Consider the following 20,913-nt stretch of genomic DNA (forward strand, 5'->3'; position numbering starts at 1 on the left):
TTCGCTTCCGTTCGGTTACCGGGTGTGGTGTAGGCCAGTCCGTAAAACTCGCCGGAAAACCTCGCCCGCCCGCCCGTAGGCTGGAGGCATGACCACGACGGGGGAAGCCCACACAGAGGCGCCGCCACCGGGGGCGGGGCCGTGGTGGTGGGGCAGGGTGCGTAGTGCGGTGCTGGACGTGGGTCTGGCTGTCGCGTCGGCGGTGGAGTGCGGGGGCGAGGGGATTCGGTTCGCGCGGGATGCCGGGATTCCGGAGGCCGCGGGGGTTGTGTTCGGGGTGCTGGCCGGGTCGGTGCTGGTGTTGCGGCGGCGGTGGCCCATTGCTGTGGTGCTCGTGTCCATTGCCGTCATGCCCGCCCAGATGGGGTTCCTGATGGGCATCGTCGGGCTGTACACCCTCGCCGCTTCCGAGCTGCCGCGGCGGATCATCGCCTCGCTGGCGGGGATGTCGTTCGTCGGGATGCTGATCGTGACGTTCGTGTGGGTGCGGCAGGGGGTGGACAGTGGGGATCTGACGTTCGGGGACTGGGTTGTTCCGCTTGCCTCGCTCACGACGGCTCTCGGGGTGACCGCGCCTCCTCTGCTGCTGGGGCTGTATGTGGGGGCTCGGCGGCGGTTGATGGAGAGTCTGCGGGAGCGGGCCGACAGTCTTGAGCGGGAGCTTCAGTTGCTCGCGGAGCGGGCGGAGGAGCGGGCCGAGTGGGCGCGGAACGAGGAGCGGACTCGGATCGCGCGGGAGATGCATGACGTGGTCGCGCATCGGGTGAGCTTGATGGTGGTGCATGCCGCCGCGTTGCAGGCCGTGGCTCGGAAGGATCCTGAGAAGGTCGTGCGGAATGCCGCGCTCGTGGGGGACATGGGGCGGCAGGCGTTGACCGAGTTGCGGGAGATGCTCGGTGTGCTGCGCAGTGGGCACGCTGATGCGGATCGGCCGCGGAGGGCCGTCGTACCGCTTGCCGTGGTGGGGGCTGCTGCCGCTGCCGCGGCTGATCGGGAGATGGGGCTGGGGGAGGAGGGGGCCGGTGAGGGGCCTTGTCTGTCCGAGTTGGATCAGTTGATCGGGCAGTCGGCGGCTGCGGGGATGGTGGTGGATCTGTCCGTGGATGGGGAGTCGCGGTCGTATGCGCCGGAGGTGGAGCAGACGGCGTTTCGGGTGGTGCAGGAGGCGTTGACGAACGTCCACAAGCATGCGGCGGGGGCGAAGACGCATGTGCGGCTCGCGCATCGGGTGTCGGAGATCGCGATGCAGGTGGAGAACGAGCCGCCGCCGGAGGTGTCGTCGGCGTCCTCGGCGCGGTTGCCGTCGGGGGGCAATGGGCTGGTGGGGATGAAGGAGCGGGTCGTGGGGCTGGGCGGGGTGTTTGTGTCCGGGCCGACGGATGCGGGGGGTTTTCGGGTTTCGGCGGTGATTCCGGCGGCGTAGTCGCCGTACCAGTGCCCCGGGGGTCAGCCCGCTGTCAGGCGTGCCGGTTCTATGCCTGAGACGAGGCCGGCGAGGGCTTGGTCGATGTCGGGGCCGAGGTACCAGTCGCCGGTGTGGTCGAGGGCGTAGATGCGGCCTTCGGTGTCGATGGCGAGGAGGGCCTGGGTGTCGGTTTCGGCGCCGAGGGGGCAGACCTTGGTGTCGAGGGCGCGGCCGAGGTCGCCGAGGGTGCGGGCCATGTGGAGGCCGTGGAGCGGGTCGAAGTGGATGTGGGCGGGGGCGACCTGGCGGCCGGGGCCGGTGGGGGTGAGGTGGAGTCCGCCGAATTCGGCCCAGGCTTCTACGGCCGCGGGGAAGACGGCGTGGCGGTGACCGGCGGGTGAGGCGTGGTCGCGGAGGGTGTCGGCCCAGTATTCGGCCTGTTTGATGTCCCAGCGTCCGGGTTGCCAGCCGGCGGCGCGCAGGGCGGCGTCGACGGGGACGGGGAAGCGGGTGGTGGAGGTGCGGTCGGCTTGCATCGGCCCTTCGTTCGTCGTCGTCCGTGCTGTGCGTACGTGCGTGCTGGTGCGGTGGGGGTCAGTTGCCGGTCGGTGTCGGGTCGACGATGCGGACGCCGAAGTGGGCGCTGAGGGCGGTGCAGGCGCGGCAGGGTGCGGCGAAGCTGCCGTGCAGGGGGTCGCCGGCTTCGCGGATGCGGCGGGCGGTGAGTTTGGCCTGTTTGAGGGCTTTGCGGGCTTCGCCGTTGGTCATGGGTTTGCGGGCGGCGCGTTTGCTGCGGGCCTCGTCGGCGGCGGCGAGGTGCCGGGAGATGAGGATGGTCTCGGCGCAGCGGCCGGTGAAGCGGTCGCGTTCCGAGCTGGTGAGGGTGTCGAGGAAGTCCTGGACGAGGTGGTGCAGTGGTGGGGGTTGGTCGCCGCGGGCGGCGGTGCCGGTGAGGGTGGCGCCGCGGACGGAGAGGGCGGCGGCGACGGTCGGGAGTATGCCGTCGCGGCGGTGACGGAGGGTCGGCGCGTGGGGTGTTTCGGCGGCGCTCCAGCCGATGCGGGGGTCGCCGGAACTCGCTGAGTGTGGGCCTGTCTGCGTCGCGTTCATGTTCATCATCCCCTCCCGAGCATCCCCCGGGCATGCTCTCGGACGTCACAGAGTGCCAAAAGGCGTGGCGGGTGCGGAAGCTGGGGCTGTGCGACACGCCCGGGTTCGGGCGGGCTGTCACGGTGGGGTGACGGCTGGTCACGGAAGCGGAGGGGGTCGTGCCCGGTGCCGGTGACCGGTGTCGTCGTACCGCTTAGGCTGTCGGCACCGCTTTCCATGCGGTGACGTGTGGAGGCAGACGAGACAGCCGATACCGGGGCGTTGTGACCGAGGGTGGTCATGGCGGGTCCGTATCAGAACGCCGCAGGGGGCAACCGCCATGACGACAGGTCGGCTCGGGCAGCAAGCCGCGCCGCCGAACGCGGCCTACGCCGGGCAGGTCGTGCATTTCCCGGATCCGGTTCGGGCGGCCCGTCACCCGAGAGGAGTACGGGTGGACGAGCGTGGTTACCCCGACTTCTCGGCGTATGCGCGGGCGGCGGCGGAGATCGCGGAGCCGCCGGAGGGTTTCGGTGTCGACGAGTTGCGGCTGACGGACTATGTGTCGGCGAACGCGGCGCTGGCGGCGTCGGGGCACGATCTGTGGGACACGATTCCGGCGGTGGCGACGCCGCACGGCTGGACGTGGCATCACGTGGTGGGTGCGCGGCGGCTGGAGTTGGTGCCGGTCGAGGTGAAGGCGCTGCTGCGGCATCACGGTGGGATCGCCACGTCGGCGGTGGACCAGAACAAGCGGGGGACGCGGCCGTTGCAGGAGACGCGGCCGGCGCATTTCGGGCTGCCGAAGTCGGGTGTGGCGGTGACGGAGTCGCAGGTGCTGGGGGTCGAGGAGGATCTCGGGTATCGGCTGCCGGGTGCGTATCGGTCGTTTCTGAAGGCGGCGGGGGGTTGTGCGCCGGTGGGGACGGCTCTGGACGCGGAGTTGGGGCTGCTGGTGGACCAGCCGTTCTTCACGGTGCGGGACGAGGCGGCGGTCAATGACCTGGTCTACGTCAACAAGTGTCTGCGGGACCATCTGACCAAGGACTACCTGGGTGTGGGGTTCGTGCAGGGCGGGCTGCTGACCGTGAAGGTGAAGGGCGAGCGGCTCGGTTCGGTGTGGTTCTGCGCGTACGACGACGCGCGGGACGTGGATCCGTCGTGGTCGCCGGCCGAGCGGGTGGAGCGGTTGCTGGTGCCGTGCGGTGAGGACTTCGACGCGTTTCTGTCCCGACTGGCGGGTTCTCCGCCGGAGTTGGAGACCGTCGCGAATCTGATGGTGGACGGTGGGTTCGCGCATGCGGTGCCCGTGGCTGCCGCGGCTGTGGGGGAGTGAGCTTCGCGATGGTGACGTTCGCGCAGGCGCAGGAGCGCGCGGAAGAGTGGGTCAACGGGGATGTGCCGTCGTACCAGCATCGTGAGGTGCGGGTGCGGGAGTTCGAGCTCGGGTTCGTGGTGTGGGGCGAGGACCGTGCGGACGGTCCGCGTTCGGATGGGGGTGCGCTGCGGCTGGTGATCGCCCGGGACAGTGGTGAGGCCACGTTGTGGCCGGCGCTGCCGGTGGGTGAGGTGATTCGCCGGTACGAGGAGGAGTACGGCCGTCCCGACGCGGTTCCCGATCCGGCGCCGGCCGCCCCGGCTCGGATGGATCTGAACCAGACGTCGTTCCTGCTGACTCCGCCGGAGTGGTTGCAGGAGGCGGCGGACAGGCTGGGCATCCCGGATCGGCGGGACGGGGGGCGGCGGGTTCGGGTTCGAGTTCGGACTCCGACGGTGGTGCGGGCGAGGGTGCGCCTGCGCCTGCGGCTGCGGCTGTGCCTGCGGCTGGTTCCGGGGTGACGGGCGGGTCTTCGCCGACTCCCGCGCCGGTGATGCCCGGTGTGCCGGACGGGGCGACTCCTTGGGCCGGGACGGACACCAACGCCGAGGCCGGTGAGGACCGTTCCGTGCCGTTGCCGGAGACGGTGTTCGCGCCGCCGTTGAGCGGTGACGACACCGCGCCGCCGGACGCCAGGACGGCGCTGATGTCGGGCGGCAGTCAGCTTCCGCCGACGGCGGTCGAACCGGCGGTCGACGAGCCGGGTGCGCCGGGTGGCCAGGGCGGTGCGCGGCAGGGCAGCACGCCGCCGCCGGGGCCGGGTGGGTCTTCGTATGGGTATCCGCAGGGTGCGGGGACGCCGGGTACGCCGCCTCCGGGGGCGATCCCTCCGCCTCCGCCGGGTGCGCCTTCGTACGGCTATCCGCAGGGTGCCGGTGCGCCGCAGGCTCCGGGCGGGCCCGGGCAGCCGCTCGCGCCGAACGCCGGGGCCATCGCCGATGCCGCGACGAGCAAGGCGGCGCCTCCTCGTGCGCGGGGTGGGGCGACGCCGCCTCCGCCTCCGCCTCCGCCGCCGGGGGTGCCGGGTGCGGGGGTGGGGGGTACGGCTCCTCCTCCGCCCGCTCCGGGTATGCCGGGTGCGCCGGGTGCGCCGGCGGGTGGGTACGTTCCGACGCAGCTCGTTTCGGCGTTGGGGTCCGATGGTCCTGAGGGCGCTGCCGGGCCGGGGGCTCCGCAGGGGCCGGGTGCCGCTGACGCGCCCGGCGGTACGCCTCCCGGCGGTGTGCACCATGCCGCCACGGTGCTGGCCGACCCCGGTCGGATGGGCGGCCCTCCGCCGCCCCCGGGCGCCCCGGGCATGCCTGGCGCCCCGCAGCCTCCCGGCCCTCCCGGTACCCCGGCTGCACCTGGAACTCCCGGTGCCCCGCAGCCCCCGGGCGCCCCGCAGCCTCCTGGTGCCCCGGGCATGCCGGGTGGACACGGCGCCCCGGGTGCCTCCGGCGGTGCGCGCGGTGCCGTTCACCACGCGGAGACCGTGCTGGCGGGGCCCCCGGTGGGCGGCCCCGGTGTGCCTCCGCCTCCGCCGCCGGCGCCGGGCGTCCCACAGCCGCCGCAGGGCCCTGGCGCGCCTCAGCCTCCAGGGGCTCCCGGTATGGCTCCGGGCGCCCCCGGTGTGGCGCCGGGCGCTCCGGGTATGCCGCCCGGCGCGCCCCAGCCGCCCATGCCGCCGGGTGCGGTTCCGCCGCCTCCGGGTCAGCCTGGGCCCGTTCAGTCCGGGCCGGGTCAGCCCCCGGCGTACGGCTACCCCCAGCAGCCCGCCGGCCAGCCGACCGTCGGCCCCGGCTACCAGGCCGTCCTTCGCTACCGTGCGCAGGACGGGTCGGAGCAGCAGCTGATCCGGCGTTCGGCGCCGGGTACGCCGCACCCGGAGTGGCAGATCTTCCACGAGCTGCGCGGCATGAACGTGCCCTCGGACCAGGTGCTGGAGCTGCACACGGAGTTGGAGTCGTGCGAGCTGCCGGGTGCGTACTGCGCGCGGATGATCCGGGAGCAGTGGCCGCAGGCGCGGATCACGTCCATCGCGCCGTACGGCACGGATCACGCGAGCCGGCAGCAGGGCATGCAGCAACTGCTCGTCCACCAGGGCGAGTTGCACCAGGTGGCCGACGGCCCCGCCCGGCCGGCGCCGGTGCGCGCCCCGCTTCCGCAGGTGCAGGCGGCGCCGCCGATTCCGCCGGAGGGCGTGGCGCAGGAGCTGGCGGGGGCGTTCGGGCCGGGGCTCTTCCGGTTCGAGCAGGCCGCCGTGTCCCGGCAGGGCGTACCGCCGGTCGTGGCGCACAGCCTGGTGGTCGGCGGGCTGCCGATGGACATGGGTCCGTTCTTCTGGGCGCAGGCCCAGCCGGGGCGGCCCGTTCCGACGCTGGCGGAGCTGGCGGCCGAGCGCGGGGTGCAGCCGGCGTCGGACGCGGGCTCGTACCTCGTCATGGGCAGTGACTTCGGCAGGGCGCTGTGTGTGCAGTACGGGACGGCGAACATCGTCGCCGTGCCGGTGGAGGCGGGTCCGGGCGGCGCGCCCGTACCGCCGCAGTTCGTGAACACCGGGCTGCCCGAGTTCCAGCGCTGCCTGGCGCTGCTCGGCCGGATGTGGCGTCTTCGCTTCGGTCTGAACCAGGAGCAGGCGGGCCGTTGGACCGTCGACTTCCAGGCCCAGCTCGCCGCCCTCGACCCGGCGGCGCTCGGCTCGCCGGAGAGCTGGTGGTCGGTGCTGCTGGAGCAGATGTGGGACGGGTTGCTGTGACGCCGCCCGCTTGTTTGTCGTGAGGTGACATCGCCCTGCTGCCGCTGACTGCGGCGGCGTTCGGGTGGCGAAAGGGCCGGCCCTCGGTTTTCCGACCGGGGCCGGCCCTTTCCCATGCCCCCGCCGTCACGCCCGCCTGCCGCGCGTCTCGCGCCGAGGCCCCTTAGACCAGAACACGCGCACACCATCACGCCCGCACGCCCCCGCGCCTTCCGCCCCGCGCAATCCCACCCCGCGCCTCCATATCTCCCCTCTGTGTCTCTGCGCCCGTGCCGTGCCCTTGCGCCTACCTCATGCCCCCGCGCGCGGAGTGTCGCGTTATGAGCGATTCGGCCTGATACATCAAGATGGGCGCTAAATGATTATTTTCGCGTTGGTTCGACGGAGAGGGGTTCCAGGATGAGCGGCGCACCGGTCTCGCTCTACGACTTCGCGGTCGTACGTGGGCGTGGCTACCGTCCCGAACAGGTCGACGCCCATGTCGACGCCCTCTTCCGCGACCGCGACGCCGCCTGGGAACGGGCCGCGCGGCTCACCGTGCTCGCCAGGGAGATGGAGGAGGAGGCGGAGCAGCTGCGGGAGGAGGTGGCGCAGCTCGCCCCGCAGACGTACGAGACGCTCGGGGGGCGTGCGCGGCGGATCCTCACGCTGGTGCAGGAGGAGGCCGAGGCCTTGCGGGACGGTGCGCGGCAGGAGGCACAGACCCTGGTCGACGAGGCGCAGAAGCGTGCGAACAGTGTGCGTGACGCGGCGCAGGCGTACGCCGACGCCGTACGCTCCGACGCGGAAGAGCGTGCCGATGAGCGGTTGCTCGCCGCTCGTGCGGAGGCGATCGAGATCCGTGTCACCGCCCGGCGCGATGTGAAGGAGGGGCGCGGGGAGGCGCTCGGCACGTTGCGCGAGGTACGGGAGCGCACCGCCGTGATGCTCACCGAGCAGGACAAGGAGCACACCGCGCGGTGGACCGAGGCCGAGCGGGAGGCCGAGGAGCGGCTGGCGGCGCTGGAGGCGTCGGAGAAGGAGCGGATGGCGCGGGCCGAGGCCTCGCTGTCCGATGCGGAGCAGGAGCTCGCGGACGCGCAGGCCTCGACGCAGCGCTTGCAGGAGGAGGCGCGGGCGCGTGCGACGGAGCTGCTCGCGCAGGCCCGGCGGCGGGCGGATGCCATCGCCCGGGAGACGGAACGGGTGCTGCGCGAGCACGGGGAGATGTGGGACGACGTGCGGGCGCACATCGGCCAGATGAGGGTCAGTCTGACGGCGCTGACGGGGCAGGCCGCGCTGGAGTGAGTGACACCGGTGGCGGGCCGCCGCGTTCGGGCAAGCTCACCGGCGGTCTGCTCCGTGGCGGTCTGCTCCCCGGCGGTCAGCTTTCACGGGCGGTCAGTTCCCCCTGCGCACCGCCCCCGCCAGAATCCACCCCTCCACAGCCTCGTACTGGCGCCGCTGTTCCTCCGACTTCCCCCGCCCGGACAGGACCGTCCCGAGCCACCCGAAGAGGAACCCGGCCGGAATCGACACCAGGCCGGGCGTCGTGAACGGGAACCAGTTGAAGTCGGCGTCGGGGAAGGCCGAAACCGGTGATCCGGAGACCAGATTGGTCCCGGGCATCAGCACGAGCACGACCACCGAGCCGCCGATCAGCGTCCACAGCAGGCCGGCCCGCGTGTACCGGCGCCAGAACAGGCTGTAGACGAGCGCCGGGGCGATGGCCGAGGCGCCCAGGGAGAAGGACAGGGTCACCAGCGGCTGCAGGCTGCGGTGCTGGACCATCGTCGCCAGCACGATCGCCGGGACCCCCACCGCCAGCGCCGACAGCCGCGCCAGCGTCATCTCGCGGCGGCCGGACAGCTCCCGTACCCGGACGGCGAACACGTCATGGGCGAGGGAGTTCGCGCAGGCGAGGATCATGCCGGCGACGGAGGCGAGCACGGTCAGGAAGATGGCCGTGGTGACCGTCGTGAAGAGCAGGGTCTCCGCCATCGAGACCTCGGCGCCGAAGGCGGCCCGGGAGCCCAGCAGATACGCCGTGTTGCCCTGCGGGTCCGCCCCGAGGATCGCCTCCCGCCCGATCAGCGCCGTCGCGCCGAAGCCGATCACCGTGATCATCAGCACGAACAGCGCCACGCTGGACACCGCCCACGACATCGAGCGCCGCACCTGACGCACGCCCGACGCCGTGTACATGCGCATGGTGATGTGCGGCAGACAGGCACCGCCGAGGACGACCGCGAACTGCGCGCTGATCATGTCCAGGCGGGGATGCGGTCCGCCCGCGAACTGCAGCCCCGACTCCAGGAACGCCGGGCCCACCCCGCTCCGCTCCGCCGCCGTGCTGAACAACGCACCCGGATTCCAGTCGAACCGTGCCAGCACCAGTACGGCGACGACGGCGCCCGATCCGAGCAGCATCACCATCTTCAGGATCTGGATGAGGGCCGTGCCCTTCATCCCGCCGATCGCCGCGTAGCTGATCATCAGTACGCCGAGGCCGATGATGCACCCCGTCTGGAGGGAGTCGCCCGAGAACCCGAGGATGAACGCCAGCAACTGCCCGGTCCCGGCCAGCTGCACCAGCATCAGCGGCACCAGCGCGGCCAGCGTCACCGCGCACGCCGCGATACGCACGCCCCGCCCCGGCATACGGCGGGCCAGCGCGTCGCCCATCGTGAACCGGCCCGCGTTGCGCAGGGGTTCGGCCAGCAGGAACATCAGCAGCATCAGCGACAGGGCCGTGCTCAGTGCCAGCACGATCCCGTCGTAGCCGCACAGGGCGACCACGCCGGTCGTGCCCAGTACGGTCGCGGCGCTGATGTAGTCGCCGGCGATCGCCAGGCCGTTGCGCATGGGGGACAGGGAGCTGTAGCCCGTGTAGAACTCGTCGAGGTCGTCGCGGTCCGGGCCCGTCATCACGCACAGCAGCAGCGTGATGGTGGCCACGGCACAGAAGGCGACCAGCGACATCGCCTGCGCGTCTCCGCTGAAGTCCGTCATCGCCCCGTCCCCCTCTTGACCGACTCACGCTTGGCTTCCACCGCGGCCTCCTTGCGGATGCGGTCCGCGAGCGGGTCGACGTAACGGCGGGCGGTGTGCTCGTACAGGCCTATCGCCAGCCAGGTGACGGGCAGTTGGAGCAGCGCGAGCAGCAGGCCGGCGGGCAGCCCGTCGGTGACCGTGCTCGTCATGAACCCGGGCGCGAAGGCGGACAGGATCAGGAAGAGGGTGAAGTACCCGAGCGCGGTGAGCGTCGCGACGCGCCGCTGCCAGCGGTAGGCGGTGCGCAGGATGCGCAGGTCGCTGTGGTGGCCGAGGGGTGGGTGGTCGGGGGTTCGGTGTCGTGGGGGTGCCGGTGGTTGCGGTGGGGCGGGGGGCTGCCAGGGATAGGTGGGCGAGTACGGGTCGTACCGGTCGTACGGGGAGGACATCCCTTTGCTCCTTGCATGGCTCGGGTCCGGTGCGGCGGACCGCAGGGAGGTGGGGGGCGGGCGAGCCATGCACGTTACTTCGGAGTACCGGGAATGCGTGCGGTTTTCACCAAACTGAGCGGTCGGTATGCGCTTACTACGCCAAACCGTGTCTGACCTGGGGTGTTACCGCCGTTAACCCAGACCTTTGAGGCAGCTGAGGGGCTGGGACTGCCCCAAGGGGGCCTCAGCGGGCGCGGGAGCGTAGCGCCTTGCGGTAGCTGTCGACCGCTTCGCCGATGTCTTCCATGCGCTTGCGCATGTCGTCGGAGGTGCGGCTTCTGACGAGGGTCCGCAGTACGTAGGCGGGAGAGAACTCGCCCGCGAAGCCGTCCGGGGCGTTGGAGCGGATCATCGGTTCGTTGGCGAACACCGACGAGGTGTCGTCGGAGTGCCGGTACGTCCAGCGGCACGGCCACAGTCGCACGGCGCTCTCTCCGACGTATCGGACCGCGCCCTCGAAGAACTCGTCTCCGGCCGCCGCCTCCAGCGAGGTGAGGCTGTCGAAGCGGTCCAGTACGAGCCGTTCCAGCTCCGCGAGCGAGTCGAGCGAGTGGTCGAAGGGGAAGCCGGCCGGCAGGTGGGCCGTCCGCCACCGGTCCAGGGCGGCGTCCATGGAAGTCAGCCACTCGTCAAGACGCCGGCGGGACTCCTCGCTCGCATGCAGGCGGTCGTCCTCCACGTACCAGGCGAGCGTCTCGGGCTCCGCCGTCGGGATGCGGTCGCGCACCCGGTTGCCGAGCCGCACCGGCATCGGCAGGCCGAACTCCTGGAGCCCTTCGGCCTGTTCGGGCGTCAACAGCAGCCACCAGGCGTCGTAGGCCTCCTCGTCCAGCTGGTGGAAGCCCCGTGGATCGCCGTTGCCGGGCACGAGGTCGCCGATGGCGTCGAAGGCGGCGTTCCAGTCCATGTAGCGGGTGCTGTCGGAGAGGTGCTCCGCCGGGTGCCAGATCGACCGGCCATTGCGCCGGAAGTGCAGGTACTCGTCCCCGTCCTCGTCCCTCACCAGCTCCACGTCATCGACGACCACCGAGCCGCCCGAGCACGCCGCCGCGTCGAGCAGCAGATCCTCGTACCCGTCCTCGAGACCGCCCAGCACCTTCTCGGGCATCTGGAAGCCGAGGCCGCATTCGCCGAGGAGGAAGGTCAGTTCGTCGGTGTCCTCGAATTCCTCGTCGAGGTCCATGCCGATCCCGGCGGCCTCCGCCAGGCCGGTCGCGGCTTGTTCGTCCGTCGCTATGCCCAGGCGGACCAAGGTCTCCGCAAATCCACGGAGGGTGTGTCGTGTTGCGTTGGTCATGACCGCACCCTCACACGAAAACCGGTGGCACAGCGCCGCTGTTCGCCCTTACCGTGCTGCCGCACCCAGCTGTCCAGTCGAAGGCGTGCCGTTGTACACCGTGTGAGACCTCCCGAGCGCTGATTCGTCGCGCGTCGCGCCTGTGCGCCGCGCTGCTTTTTGCTGCGGACTTCTCACTGAAACCGGTGTACCTCTGTGCTCACAACCTGGGTGGTCACGCCCACCTGCCTGCCGACCGTTCTGCGCCGTTGCCACACGTGCGCGTCCGACCGCTTCCGGGCAAGCGGTAAATTTCGCGTCAACGCACACCACAAGCTCATCGACGCCTGGCTCCTCGTGCTCTGCACCGCCTGCGGGGAAACGTCGAAGCTCACGGTCCTGGAGCGGGCGCAGGTGCGCTCCGTACGACCTGAGCTGCTGGACCGGCTGCACGACAACGACCTCGGCCTGACGGCCGAGCTGCTCCAGGATCCGGCGTTGCGGCGCCGTAACCGCATCGCCCTCGACTGGGCGGGCGCCTGGCGCCTCGACACCGGCGGATCGGATCACCTGGACCGCGAGGTGATCGACGTCTCGGTCCGCTTCGCGGCGCGGATTCCGGTCCGGCCGGTACGACTGATCGCTGAAGGCTGCGGTCTCTCACGGGCCGAGGCCGAGAGACTGATCACGCAGGGGAAGCTCGTCTCGGCAGTCCGGCTGAGCGGCAGGCTCTCCGGTGACTTCACCTTCACGCTCAAGCGCTGAACCTCCTCGGGACCAGGGCCTGTCCGGCGAGACCCGCCGGACAGGCCCTGGCGCCGACGCGGACCGTCAGTGCCCGAGAGGCGAGCGGCGGTAACGGACCGCGGGACGGCCGTCCACAGTGACGTCTTCCACGACGGTGAAGGAGTTCCGCTCCAGGACGGTCCGGGAGGCGAGGTTGTCCAGGTGGGTGACGGCGACCAGGGACGTCAGCCCGTACGCCGTACCCGCCACCCGGCACGCCTGTGCCACCGCGGCCGTGGCGACGCCCTTGCCCGCCGCGAGTTCGCCGACGCGGTAGCCGAGTTCGGCGGAACCGTCCTCGACGTCGATCAGGTTGACCCGTCCGACGAGGTGCCCGTCGGCGTCCAGCACGAGGTGGAAGTGGCAGATCCCGGCGTCCTGTTCGGCCAGCAGTGCCTCGTGCCGGGCGGCGAAACCGGCAGGGGCGAAGTAGGCGTCTCCGCGGTCCGGGATCGACCGGGCGAAGTACTCGCGGTTCTCCCGCTCGAAGGCCAGCAGGGCGTCCGCGTGGTCGGCGCGTAGGCGCTCCAGGGTCAGCATGGGGACAGGGTAGATCCGTACGTCTGTGGTACGACGTGGCGTGCCGGACAGGGGACTCCAGGGTGACGCCGGGTCACGGGCCCGCGGCCTAGCGTCCTCCGCATGAACAGATCACGCTTATCGGCGTTCGCGGCGTCCGCCGTGCTCGCGCTCGGACCGGCCCTGACCCTGCCGATCGCCGCCGCGGGGTCCGCCTCCGCCGCCCCCGCGAACCCTTCGTCCACCGTCGGGTCGGCCCAACTGCCCCGCCCCACCGGACCCCACACCGTAGGGCGCGGCACCGTCCACCTCGTCGACAGCGACCGCCCCGACCCCTGGGTACCGGCCGCCGGCCCGCGGCAGTTGATGGTGTCGATGTACTACCCCGCACGGCCCGGAACCGAAGGCCCGACCGCCCCGTACATGACCACCGAGGAGGCCCGCCTCCTGATTCGGCTGCGCGCCCCGGACGTCACCGTTCCGCCCGAGGTGATCGGCGGTGTCCGTACCTGGGCGCACCCCGACGCGCGCCCGGCGCACGGCAGGTTCCCGCTGGCCGTCCTCTCGCCCGGTTTCACCTTCCCGCGCGCCACGCTCACCGGTCTCGCCGAGGACCTCGCCAGTCGCGGATATGTCGTCGCGCTGGTCGACCACCCGTATGAGAACGCCGGTACGACCCTCCCCGACGGGCGGACCCTGCCCTGTGCCATCTGCGACCAGCCTCCCCAGGGCGGAATGGCGGCCATCGCCGAGAGCCGGGCCGAGGACGTCTCCTTCGTGCTCGACCGGCTGACCGGGCGTCACCCCGCGTGGCGGTACGCGCGCGTGATCGACGCGAAGCGGATCGGCATGGCCGGGCACTCCATCGGCGGCAACGCCGCCGCCACGACGATGGCCGGGGACGCGCGCGTGCGGGCCGGTGTGAACATGGACGGCACCTTCTTCGCGCCCGTCCCGGACGACGGGCTCGACGGCCGTCCCTTCCTGATGTTCGGGACGAAGGACAGGCACGCGGACGAGAAGTGGGTCCAGGGCTGGGCCCACCTGGACGGCTGGAAGCGCTGGCTGACCGTCGCCGGAGCCGACCACGGCTCCTTCACCGACGTACCTCTCCTCGCGGAACTGGCCGGCATCCCGGACACCGCGCCGCTTCCCTACGCGCGCTCGTCGGTCCTCACGCGCGCGTACGTCGCCGCCTTCTTCGATCTGCATCTGAAGGGCGTTTCGCAGCCGCCGCTCGACGGGCCGTCGCCGGCCAACCCCGAGGTCAGCGTCCGTCTTCCTTGAAGTCTTCCGTGAGGGCTTCCGTGAGGTCTTCCCCGAGGACCGGAAACCGCCTCGGCGCCAGCAGCAACAGCACCAGGAAGGCCAGCGCCGCCGCGCACGACGCCCCCAGGTACACGGCGTGCACCGCGTCCGCGATGGCCCGCCTGGTGGCCTCCGGTGCCGCGGCGCCGGAATCCAGGGCCCGCGTCACCGAGTCCAGGTCGCTCGCACCGCCCAGTCGCGACGCCAGTACCCCGTTCGCCACCGCGCCGAAGAGAGCCGCGCCCACCGTCTGGCCCGTCTGCCGGCAGAAGAGGACGGACGCCGTCGTCGTACCCCGCTCCGACCACCCGACCGTCGACTGCACGCCCACGATCAGCGGCAGTTGGAACAGGCCCAGCGCCGCCCCCAGCAACAGCATCAGCAGCGCCGGCTGCCAGGCCTCCCCGGGATACGGCAGGAACAGGAACGCCAGCAGGATCAGTGACGCCGATCCGATCCCCAGCATCGCCGTGTTCCGGAAGCCGATCCTGCGGTACACGTGCTGACTGAACGCCGCCGACACCGGCCAGCTCAACGTCCAGACCGACAGCACGAATCCGGCCGCCACCGGGGCCAGGCCGAGGACCGACTGGGCATAGGTGGGCAGGAACACCGTCGGCGCCACCATCAGCAACCCCAGCGCGCCCAACGCCAGGTTCACCGCCGCGATCGTCCGGCGCCGCCACACCCAGCCCGGGATGATCGGCTCGGCCGCCCGGCGCTCCACCCACACCACGACCGCCGCCAGCGCAAGTCCCGTACCGAACAAGGCGATCGACGGCCCCGACAGCCACGGCCACGCCACCCCGCCCTGCACCAGCGCCGTCAGCAGCACACCCCCGCACGCGAACACCGCCAACGCGCCCGCCCAGTCGACACGCGCGCGCGTGCCCGTCGTCCCGCGCTCGCGCTCCGGCTCGTGCAGGTACCGCACGATCAGCCACAACGCCACCGCCCCGATCGGCAGGTTGATCAGGAAGATCCAGCGCCAGTCCGCGTACGCCGCCAGGACCCCGCCCAGCCCCGGGCCGGCCACCGCCGACACCGCCCACACCGTGGACAACTTGGACTGGATCTTCGGGCGTTCCTCCAGCGGGTACAGGTCGGCGGCCAGCGTCTGGACCGTGCCCTGCAGGGCCCCGCCGCCCAGGCCCTGCACGATCCGGAACGCGATCAGCGCCGCCATGTTCCAGGCCACCGCGCACAGCAGCGACCCCAGCAGGAACAGCGCCGCGCCCGCGATCAGCACCGGCTTGCGGCCGAAGGTGTCGGAGAGCTTGCCGTAGACCGGGAGGGTCACGGTCACGGCTAGCAGATATCCGGAGAACAGCCAGGAGAAGACCGAGAAGCCGCCGAGGTCGCCGACGATCTGCGGTACGGCCGTGGAGACGATGGTGGCGTCGAGCGCGGCCAGCGCCATCGCGAGCATCAGGGCCGCGACCACGGCCCCGCGTTTCTCGGTTCCGGTGCGCTGTGCGGTGTCGCGTGTCGCGGGTCTCGTACTGCCCACCGGGTTCCTCTCCTGGCGCATTCCCCATGCGTTCCCCTTGCACCTATATGCCGCCGAACAGCTTCCCACTTGACCCTGACGTCGCGGGAGGGTGGAGCCTGGGTGCGTCCGAGGGTGGAGGCGACCCTGAGGCGCGCTCCCCCGAAGGGTGGACTGCCCCTAGGGGTACCTCCGCACCAGGTCTCGGGGAGGGGTGGTACCGCCGGAGGACGAGAGGTGGCGGGGGCCGTCCTTAATCTGGCTTTACGCCGCTGGGGGGCGGCTGACCGAACCGGCGGGGGTGGGGTTTTCCCCCGCACAAGACGGGGCTCGGCACCAGCGCGCCGGACCCCTCCCCGGAGCCAGACTCGACGACGTACCAGTTCTCGACGTACCGGCTGAGGACTCGTGCGTCCATCCACAACCGACTTAGGAGACATACCGTGACATCGGCTGTAACCATTCCCAGGCACGGGGGCACTGGAGGGCGTACGGCCGTTGCCGCGCGGGCGCGGCAGGTCGTCAAGGCGTACGGGTCGGGGGAGACCCGTGTCGTCGCCCTCGACCATGTCGACGTGGACATCGCACGGGGCCAGTTCACCGCGATCATGGGCCCCTCGGGGTCCGGCAAGTCCACCTTGATGCACTGCCTCGCCGGGCTCGACACCGTCACCGGCGGCCAGATCCATCTCGACGAGACCGAGATCACCGGGCTGAAGGACAAGAAGCTCACGCAGCTGCGCCGGGACCGGATCGGCTTCATCTTCCAGGCGTTCAACCTGCTGCCGACGCTCAACGCCCTGGAGAACATCACGCTGCCCATGGACATAGCGGGCCGTAAGCCGGACCGGCAGTGGCTCGGGCGCGTGGTCGACACGGTGGGACTCTCCGACCGGCTCAAGCACCGGCCCACCCAGCTCTCCGGCGGCCAGCAGCAGCGTGTCGCCGTCGCCCGTGCCCTGGCCGCGCGGCCGGAGATCATCTTCGGTGACGAGCCGACCGGAAACCTCGACTCGCGCGCCGGTGCCGAGGTGCTCGGCTTCCTGCGGCGGTCCGTCGACGAGCTCGGGCAGACCATCGTGATGGTCACGCACGACCCCGTCGCCGCCTCGTACGCGGACCGGGTGCTGTACCTCGCCGACGGGCGCATCGTCGACGAGATGTACAAGCCGACCGCCGACGCCGTCCTGGACCGTATGAAGGACTTCGACGCCCGGGGGCGCACGTCATGACCGTCGTGAAGACCTCGCTGCGCAACTTCTTCGCGCACAAGGGGCGCATGGCGCTGTCGGCCGTGGCGGTGCTCCTGTCCGTCGCCTTCGTGTGCGGGACGCTGGTGTTCACCGACACGATGAACACCACCTTCGACAAGCTCTTCGCCGTCACCTCCTCCGACGTCACCGTCAGCCCCAAGGACGCCAAGGACGAGGACGACGGCGGCGGAACGGGCCGGCCCAGCTCGCTGCCCGCCTCCACCGTCGAGCAGATCGCCGCCGTCGACGGTGTGAAGAAGGCGGAGGGCGCGGTCGCCTCGACGAGCGTGACCGTCGTCAACTCCGAGAACGAGAACATGGGTTCCAGCACGGGCGCGCCCACGTTCGCCGGCAACTGGACGGCCAACGACCTGAGGTCCATGGAGATCACCTCCGGGCACGCCCCGCGCGGGCCCACCGAGGTCATGGTCGACGCGGACACCGCCGACAAGCACGACCTGAAGCTCGGCGACGAACTGCGCACCATCGCCGCCACCGGCGACATCCGCGCGCGGATCGCCGGCATCGCCTCCTGGAAGGTCACCAACCCGGGCGCGGCCGTCGTCTACTTCGACACCGCCACCGCCCAGCGCACCCTGCTCGGCGCCACCGGCCGCTTCACACAGGTCTCCGTCACCGCGGCGGCCGGCGTGAGCGACGCGCAACTCAAGCGGAACGTCGCCGAGGCCCTGAACGGTGCGTCCGGCACGTCCGGCGCGTCCGGCGCATACAAGATCCAGACGGCCAAGGAGAACGCCGACGAGAACCGCAAGGACGTCGGCGAGTTCATGAACGTCATGAAGTACGCCATGCTCGGCTTCGCCGGGATCGCCGTCCTCGTCGGCATCTTCCTGATCATCAACACCTTTTCCATGCTGGTCGCCCAGCGCACCCGCGAGATCGGCCTGATGCGGGCGATCGGCTCCTCGCGCCGGCAGGTCAACCGGTCGGTGCTGGTGGAGGCGCTGCTGTTGGGCTTCGTCGGGTCCGTGCTCGGTGTGGGCGCCGGTGTCGGCATCGCGATCGGCCTGATGAAGCTCATGTCGATGGCCGGCATGAACCTCTCCACCGACGACCTGACGGTGAAGATGACGACCCCCGTGGTCGGCCTGATCCTGGGTGTCGTGGTCACGGTCCTCGCCGCGTACCTCCCGGCCCGCCGCGCCGGCAAGGTCTCCCCGATGGCGGCCCTGCGCGACGCCGGTACCCCGGCCGACGGCAAGGCCGGCTGGGTGCGCGGCCTGATCGGGCTGGTCCTGACCGGCGCGGGCGCCTTCGCCCTCTACGCCGCCGCCACCGCCGACAAGGCGAGCGACGGTGCGCTGATGCTGGGCGGCGGCGTGGTGCTGACCCTGATCGGCTTCGTGGTCATCGGCCCGCTGCTCGCCGGCGGGGTGGTCCGGGTGATCAGCGCGGTGCTGCTGCGCGCCTTCGGACCCGTGGGCCGCATGGCCGAGCGCAACGCCCTGCGCAACCCGCGCCGTACCGGCGCCACGGGCGCCGCCCTGATGATCGGCCTCGCCCTGGTGGCCTGCCTGTCGGTGGTCGGCTCCTCGCTCGTCGCCTCGGCGACGAGCGAGCTGGACAAGTCGGTGGGCGCGGACTTCATCGTCCTGAGCGAGCGGCAGGAGATCGTGCCGCAGGCCGAGAAGGCGATGCAGCAGACGCCGGGCCTCGCCCACGTCACCCGCAACAAGCAGATTGACGCCACACTGACCTCGCCGGACGGCAAGACCGACGACAGCGGGCTCACCGCCGCCGACCCGACGTACGCCGAGGACCTTCGCCGTACGACCACGGAGGGCACCCTGTCCGCCGCCTACGGCAAGGACGCCATGTCGGTCGGCTCCGACTACGCCACCGAGCACGGCGTGCACGTCGGCGACACCATCACCGTCGCCTTCGAGGGCGGCGAGACGGCGAAGCTGAAGGTCGCGGCCATCACGGACGACGACACCTCCTTCGACCAGGGCGCCCGCTACATCAGCATCGAGACGCTGCGCGAGTACCTCCCCGCCGACCGGATCCCGCAGACCGAGATGCTGCTCGGCAAGGCGAAGGACGGCCAGGAGGAGGCGGCGTACGCGGCCCTGAAGAAGTCGCTGCACGACTACCCGCAGTACCCGGTCCGCGACCAGACCGACTACAAGCAGGAGCTCAAGGACCAGATGGGCCAGCTCCTGAACATGGTCTACGGCCTGCTCGCCCTGGCGATCATCGTGGCGGTCCTGGGCGTGGTGAACACCCTGGCCCTGTCGGTGGTGGAACGCACCCGCGAGATCGGCCTGATGCGCGCCATCGGCCTCTCCCGCCGCCAGCTGCGCCGCATGATCCGCATGGAGTCGGTGGTGATCGCCCTGTTCGGCGCCCTGCTGGGCCTCGGACTCGGGATGGGCTGGGGCGCGACCGCGCAGAAGCTCCTGGCTCTGGAGGGCCTGAACGTCCTCGACATCCCGTGGCCGACGATCATCGGGGTCTTCATCGGCTCGGCCTTCGTGGGCCTGTTCGCGGCACTGGTGCCGGCGTTCAGGGCGGGCCGGATGAACGTCCTGAACGCGATCGCGACCGAGTAGCCGACCGAGTAGCCGACCGAGTAGCCGGTCGAGTAGTCGGCCGAGTAGTCGATCGCATAGCCACCGCACACGGGGGTTGCGGGGGAGACGGGCCCGGTCCGGAGGTTTCACCCTCCGGACCGGGCCCACGGTCATTGCCCGCTCTGCCCCGGCCCGCTCCGCCGCTCCAGCAGTACGACGCCGTAGGCGGTGCCCTTGACGGTGTACCGGGCGTCGGGGTGCAGGGTCTCGGCGTAGGCCTCGACGTCGCGATAGCGCTTGCGCGAGTTGTCGAGGGCGATGAAGTCGGGGTTGATACCGCGCGCGGTGCTGACCCAGAAGACCCGGCAGCGCGAGGTGAGCCGGCTGATCGGAGCGATGTTCGCCTCGACGGAGGCGTTGTCGGGCACTTGGGCGAGAAGCCGCTCGATGGCCGTCACGCGCGCGGGCTTGCGGTAGATCTCGCTCTCGGTCAGCGCGGCGAGCGGCAGTGAGGTGGTCAGCGCGAGCGAGGCGGCCGCGACGGCGGCGGGCAGGTGATGGACGTACGACCGCAGCCACGCGCGCGTGCTGTGCCGGGCGGTGTCGAGGGCGTCGACGAGCGCGAGGGCGACGATGGGCATCAGAACGGCGTTGTAGTGCCAATCCGTCCCCCAGTACTGCGGGTAGGAGGAGACGAAACGCCAGCCGATGGTGGGCAGGGCGACGAGCAGGATGGGGGACCGCAGGGCGAGCAGTCCGGTGGTCGGTATGAGGAGCCAGCACAGCGTACGGAGCTTGGTGTCGAGGCCGTCGAAGGGCCCGCCGCCGCCCGACGACTCGCTCACCTTGTTCCAGTAGTCGTAGGTGCCGGCGGAGTTGAAGCTCGGTATGACCAGCAGGAGGGTGACCGCGACGGCCACCACGCCGAAGACGGCGACGCCGATCGCGTACCGGGACGCGCGCGGCGAGTCCTGGCGGGCCCGCCAGGCGACGACCAGCGCGATGGCCGTGAGGGTGAACCCCAGATCCTCCTTCACCAGGACGAGCGCGATCGCCCAGAGCAGAGCGGCCCGCCAACGCCGTGCGAGCAGCGCTTCGAGGCTGAACGCGATGAGCGGTACGGCGAAGCAGATCTCGTGGAAGTCGAAGTCGACGGCCTGCTGAAGCCCCCACGACAGCCCGTACGCCAGCCCGATCGCAAGCCCCCGCGGCCGCCCCAGCAGCCGGGCCGCGGCCCGGGTGACGGGGACGGCGGACAGGGCGAACAGCGCGGCCTGCGCGACGAGGAGGGTCACCGGGGAGGGAAACACCCGGTAGAACGGCGCGAGCAGGGCCGTCACCGGGCTGAAGTGATCGCCCAGGATGTTGAACCCGGGCCCCTTGAGGTCGGCGATCGGCGCCTGAAGATGCGCGTACGACCGGATGACCTGCTCGAAGATCCCGAGATCCCACGACCGCTGCCCCAGATGCCGGTAACGGCCGACGGACACGATCGCGTACCCGACGAAGAGCACGGCGGCGAGCAGCCAGGGATCCCGCCGACCGGGATCGGGCTGCGCGTCCCCTTCGGTGCGCCCGGCGGGCTCCGGTATGTGGGGATCCGAGGACGTGTTCGGCGTCGCGGAGGTGGCGGGGGTGGGCATGGGGGGACCTTACGCGGTGCGGTGTTCAGGGC

Annotated in this window: 15 protein-coding genes and 1 pseudogene; 8 read left to right on the top strand and 8 right to left on the bottom strand. The window is 71.2% G+C overall.

What is annotated here, in order from left to right; genetic code table 11:
- Positions 1 to 88 precede the first annotated feature (88 nt).
- The gene (locus tag QQM39_RS26650) at positions 89 to 1,423 is read left to right on the top strand and encodes a sensor histidine kinase (protein WP_302000074.1); all 1,335 of its coding nucleotides are present in this window, start codon (positions 89 to 91) and stop codon (positions 1,421 to 1,423) included.
- A 23-nt stretch (positions 1,424 to 1,446) separates the two neighbouring features.
- Here QQM39_RS26650 and QQM39_RS26655 read toward each other — a convergent pair whose 3' ends face one another.
- Both QQM39_RS26655 and QQM39_RS26660 read right to left on the bottom strand, forming a co-directional pair.
- Positions 1,447 to 1,941 (bottom strand): SUKH-3 domain-containing protein, encoded by a 495-nt coding sequence (locus QQM39_RS26655; protein WP_302000075.1) that lies wholly within the window; start codon positions 1,939 to 1,941, stop codon positions 1,447 to 1,449.
- A 58-nt stretch (positions 1,942 to 1,999) separates the two neighbouring features.
- Positions 2,000 to 2,524 (bottom strand): YwqJ-related putative deaminase, encoded by a 525-nt coding sequence (locus tag QQM39_RS26660; RefSeq protein ID WP_302000076.1) that lies wholly within the window; start codon positions 2,522 to 2,524, stop codon positions 2,000 to 2,002.
- 310 nt (positions 2,525 to 2,834) lie between these two features.
- Here QQM39_RS26660 and QQM39_RS26665 point away from each other — a divergent pair, with 310 nt between their 5' ends.
- From QQM39_RS26665 to QQM39_RS26675, 3 genes and pseudogenes are all read left to right on the top strand, one after another.
- On the top strand, positions 2,835 to 3,830 hold the full coding sequence (locus tag QQM39_RS26665; RefSeq protein WP_302000077.1) for an SMI1/KNR4 family protein: 996 nt from the start codon (positions 2,835 to 2,837) through the stop codon (positions 3,828 to 3,830).
- 8 nt (positions 3,831 to 3,838) lie between these two features.
- Positions 3,839 to 6,609, top strand: a pseudogene (locus QQM39_RS26670) (SUKH-4 family immunity protein).
- Positions 6,610 to 7,008: 399 nt separating this feature from the next.
- Positions 7,009 to 7,896 carry a cellulose-binding protein gene (locus QQM39_RS26675; RefSeq protein WP_302000078.1) on the top strand — a complete coding sequence of 296 codons (888 nt, stop codon included), beginning with the start codon at positions 7,009 to 7,011 and terminating at the stop codon, positions 7,894 to 7,896.
- A 93-nt stretch (positions 7,897 to 7,989) separates the two neighbouring features.
- Here the strand turns inward: QQM39_RS26675 and QQM39_RS26680 are convergent, their stop codons facing one another.
- The 3 genes from QQM39_RS26680 to QQM39_RS26690 all read right to left on the bottom strand — a co-directional run bounded on the left by QQM39_RS26680 (position 7,990) and on the right by QQM39_RS26690 (position 11,370).
- Entirely contained in the window at positions 7,990 to 9,600 is a 1,611-nt protein-coding gene (locus QQM39_RS26680) for a cation acetate symporter (protein ID WP_302000079.1), read from the bottom strand.
- Positions 9,597 to 10,031, bottom strand: a complete 435-nt coding sequence (locus tag QQM39_RS26685) for a DUF485 domain-containing protein (RefSeq protein WP_302000080.1) — start codon at positions 10,029 to 10,031, stop codon at positions 9,597 to 9,599. Before QQM39_RS26685 ends, QQM39_RS26680 begins: the two co-directional genes overlap by 4 nt.
- Positions 10,032 to 10,257: 226 nt before the next feature.
- Positions 10,258 to 11,370: a hypothetical protein gene (locus QQM39_RS26690; RefSeq protein WP_302000081.1), complete on the bottom strand. Its 1,113-nt coding sequence runs from the start codon at positions 11,368 to 11,370 to the stop codon at positions 10,258 to 10,260.
- A 195-nt stretch (positions 11,371 to 11,565) separates the two neighbouring features.
- Here QQM39_RS26690 and QQM39_RS26695 point away from each other — a divergent pair, with 195 nt between their 5' ends.
- Positions 11,566 to 12,114 (top strand): DUF1062 domain-containing protein, encoded by a 549-nt coding sequence (locus QQM39_RS26695; RefSeq protein WP_302000082.1) that lies wholly within the window; start codon positions 11,566 to 11,568, stop codon positions 12,112 to 12,114.
- Positions 12,115 to 12,180: 66 nt separating this feature from the next.
- On the opposite strand, the gene QQM39_RS26700 is transcribed toward QQM39_RS26695, so the two are convergent.
- Entirely contained in the window at positions 12,181 to 12,675 is a 495-nt protein-coding gene (locus tag QQM39_RS26700; protein WP_302000083.1) for a GNAT family N-acetyltransferase, read from the bottom strand.
- Positions 12,676 to 12,777: 102 nt separating this feature from the next.
- Here QQM39_RS26700 and QQM39_RS26705 point away from each other — a divergent pair, with 102 nt between their 5' ends.
- Positions 12,778 to 13,941 (top strand): alpha/beta hydrolase, encoded by a 1,164-nt coding sequence (locus tag QQM39_RS26705; protein ID WP_302000084.1) that lies wholly within the window; start codon positions 12,778 to 12,780, stop codon positions 13,939 to 13,941.
- Here QQM39_RS26705 and QQM39_RS26710 read toward each other — a convergent pair.
- The gene (locus QQM39_RS26710; RefSeq protein WP_302000085.1) at positions 13,922 to 15,472 is read right to left on the bottom strand and encodes an MFS transporter; all 1,551 of its coding nucleotides are present in this window, start codon (positions 15,470 to 15,472) and stop codon (positions 13,922 to 13,924) included. The two genes, QQM39_RS26705 and QQM39_RS26710, sit on opposite strands and share 20 nt — an antisense overlap.
- A 422-nt stretch (positions 15,473 to 15,894) precedes the next feature.
- Here QQM39_RS26710 and QQM39_RS26715 point away from each other — a divergent pair, with 422 nt between their 5' ends.
- Both QQM39_RS26715 and QQM39_RS26720 read left to right on the top strand, forming a co-directional pair.
- Positions 15,895 to 16,683, top strand: a complete 789-nt coding sequence (locus QQM39_RS26715; protein WP_302000086.1) for an ABC transporter ATP-binding protein — start codon at positions 15,895 to 15,897, stop codon at positions 16,681 to 16,683.
- Positions 16,680 to 19,277, top strand: a complete 2,598-nt coding sequence (locus QQM39_RS26720; RefSeq protein ID WP_302000087.1) for an ABC transporter permease — start codon at positions 16,680 to 16,682, stop codon at positions 19,275 to 19,277. Before QQM39_RS26715 ends, QQM39_RS26720 begins: the two co-directional genes overlap by 4 nt.
- A 131-nt stretch (positions 19,278 to 19,408) precedes the next feature.
- Here QQM39_RS26720 and QQM39_RS26725 read toward each other — a convergent pair whose 3' ends face one another.
- A complete protein-coding gene (locus QQM39_RS26725) occupies positions 19,409 to 20,881 on the bottom strand; it encodes a DUF2079 domain-containing protein (RefSeq protein ID WP_302000088.1) in 1,473 nt (490 codons plus the stop codon).
- Positions 20,882 to 20,913: the final 32 nt, after the last annotated feature.

It is taken from the genome of Streptomyces sp. DT2A-34, from assembly GCF_030499515.1.
Taxonomy (GTDB): Bacteria; Actinomycetota; Actinomycetes; order Streptomycetales; family Streptomycetaceae; genus Streptomyces.

Bases quoted from the DNA above. Each gene is read 5' to 3' on its own strand.
- QQM39_RS26690 (WP_302000081.1), bottom strand. From the start codon at position 11,370: ATGACCAACGCAACACGACACACCCTCCGTGGATTTGCGGAGACCTTG.
- QQM39_RS26705 (WP_302000084.1), top strand. From the start codon at position 12,778: ATGAACAGATCACGCTTATCGGCGTTCGCGGCGTCCGCCGTGCTCGCG.
- QQM39_RS26685 (WP_302000080.1), bottom strand. From the start codon at position 10,031: ATGTCCTCCCCGTACGACCGGTACGACCCGTACTCGCCCACCTATCCC.
- QQM39_RS26700 (WP_302000083.1), bottom strand. From the start codon at position 12,675: ATGCTGACCCTGGAGCGCCTACGCGCCGACCACGCGGACGCCCTGCTG.
- QQM39_RS26680 (WP_302000079.1), bottom strand. From the start codon at position 9,600: ATGACGGACTTCAGCGGAGACGCGCAGGCGATGTCGCTGGTCGCCTTC.
- QQM39_RS26720 (WP_302000087.1), top strand. From the start codon at position 16,680: ATGACCGTCGTGAAGACCTCGCTGCGCAACTTCTTCGCGCACAAGGGG.
- QQM39_RS26675 (WP_302000078.1), top strand. From the start codon at position 7,009: ATGAGCGGCGCACCGGTCTCGCTCTACGACTTCGCGGTCGTACGTGGG.
- QQM39_RS26665 (WP_302000077.1), top strand. From the start codon at position 2,835: ATGACGACAGGTCGGCTCGGGCAGCAAGCCGCGCCGCCGAACGCGGCC.
- QQM39_RS26650 (WP_302000074.1), top strand. From the start codon at position 89: ATGACCACGACGGGGGAAGCCCACACAGAGGCGCCGCCACCGGGGGCG.
- QQM39_RS26725 (WP_302000088.1), bottom strand. From the start codon at position 20,881: ATGCCCACCCCCGCCACCTCCGCGACGCCGAACACGTCCTCGGATCCC.
- QQM39_RS26660 (WP_302000076.1), bottom strand. From the start codon at position 2,524: ATGATGAACATGAACGCGACGCAGACAGGCCCACACTCAGCGAGTTCC.
- QQM39_RS26655 (WP_302000075.1), bottom strand. From the start codon at position 1,941: ATGCAAGCCGACCGCACCTCCACCACCCGCTTCCCCGTCCCCGTCGAC.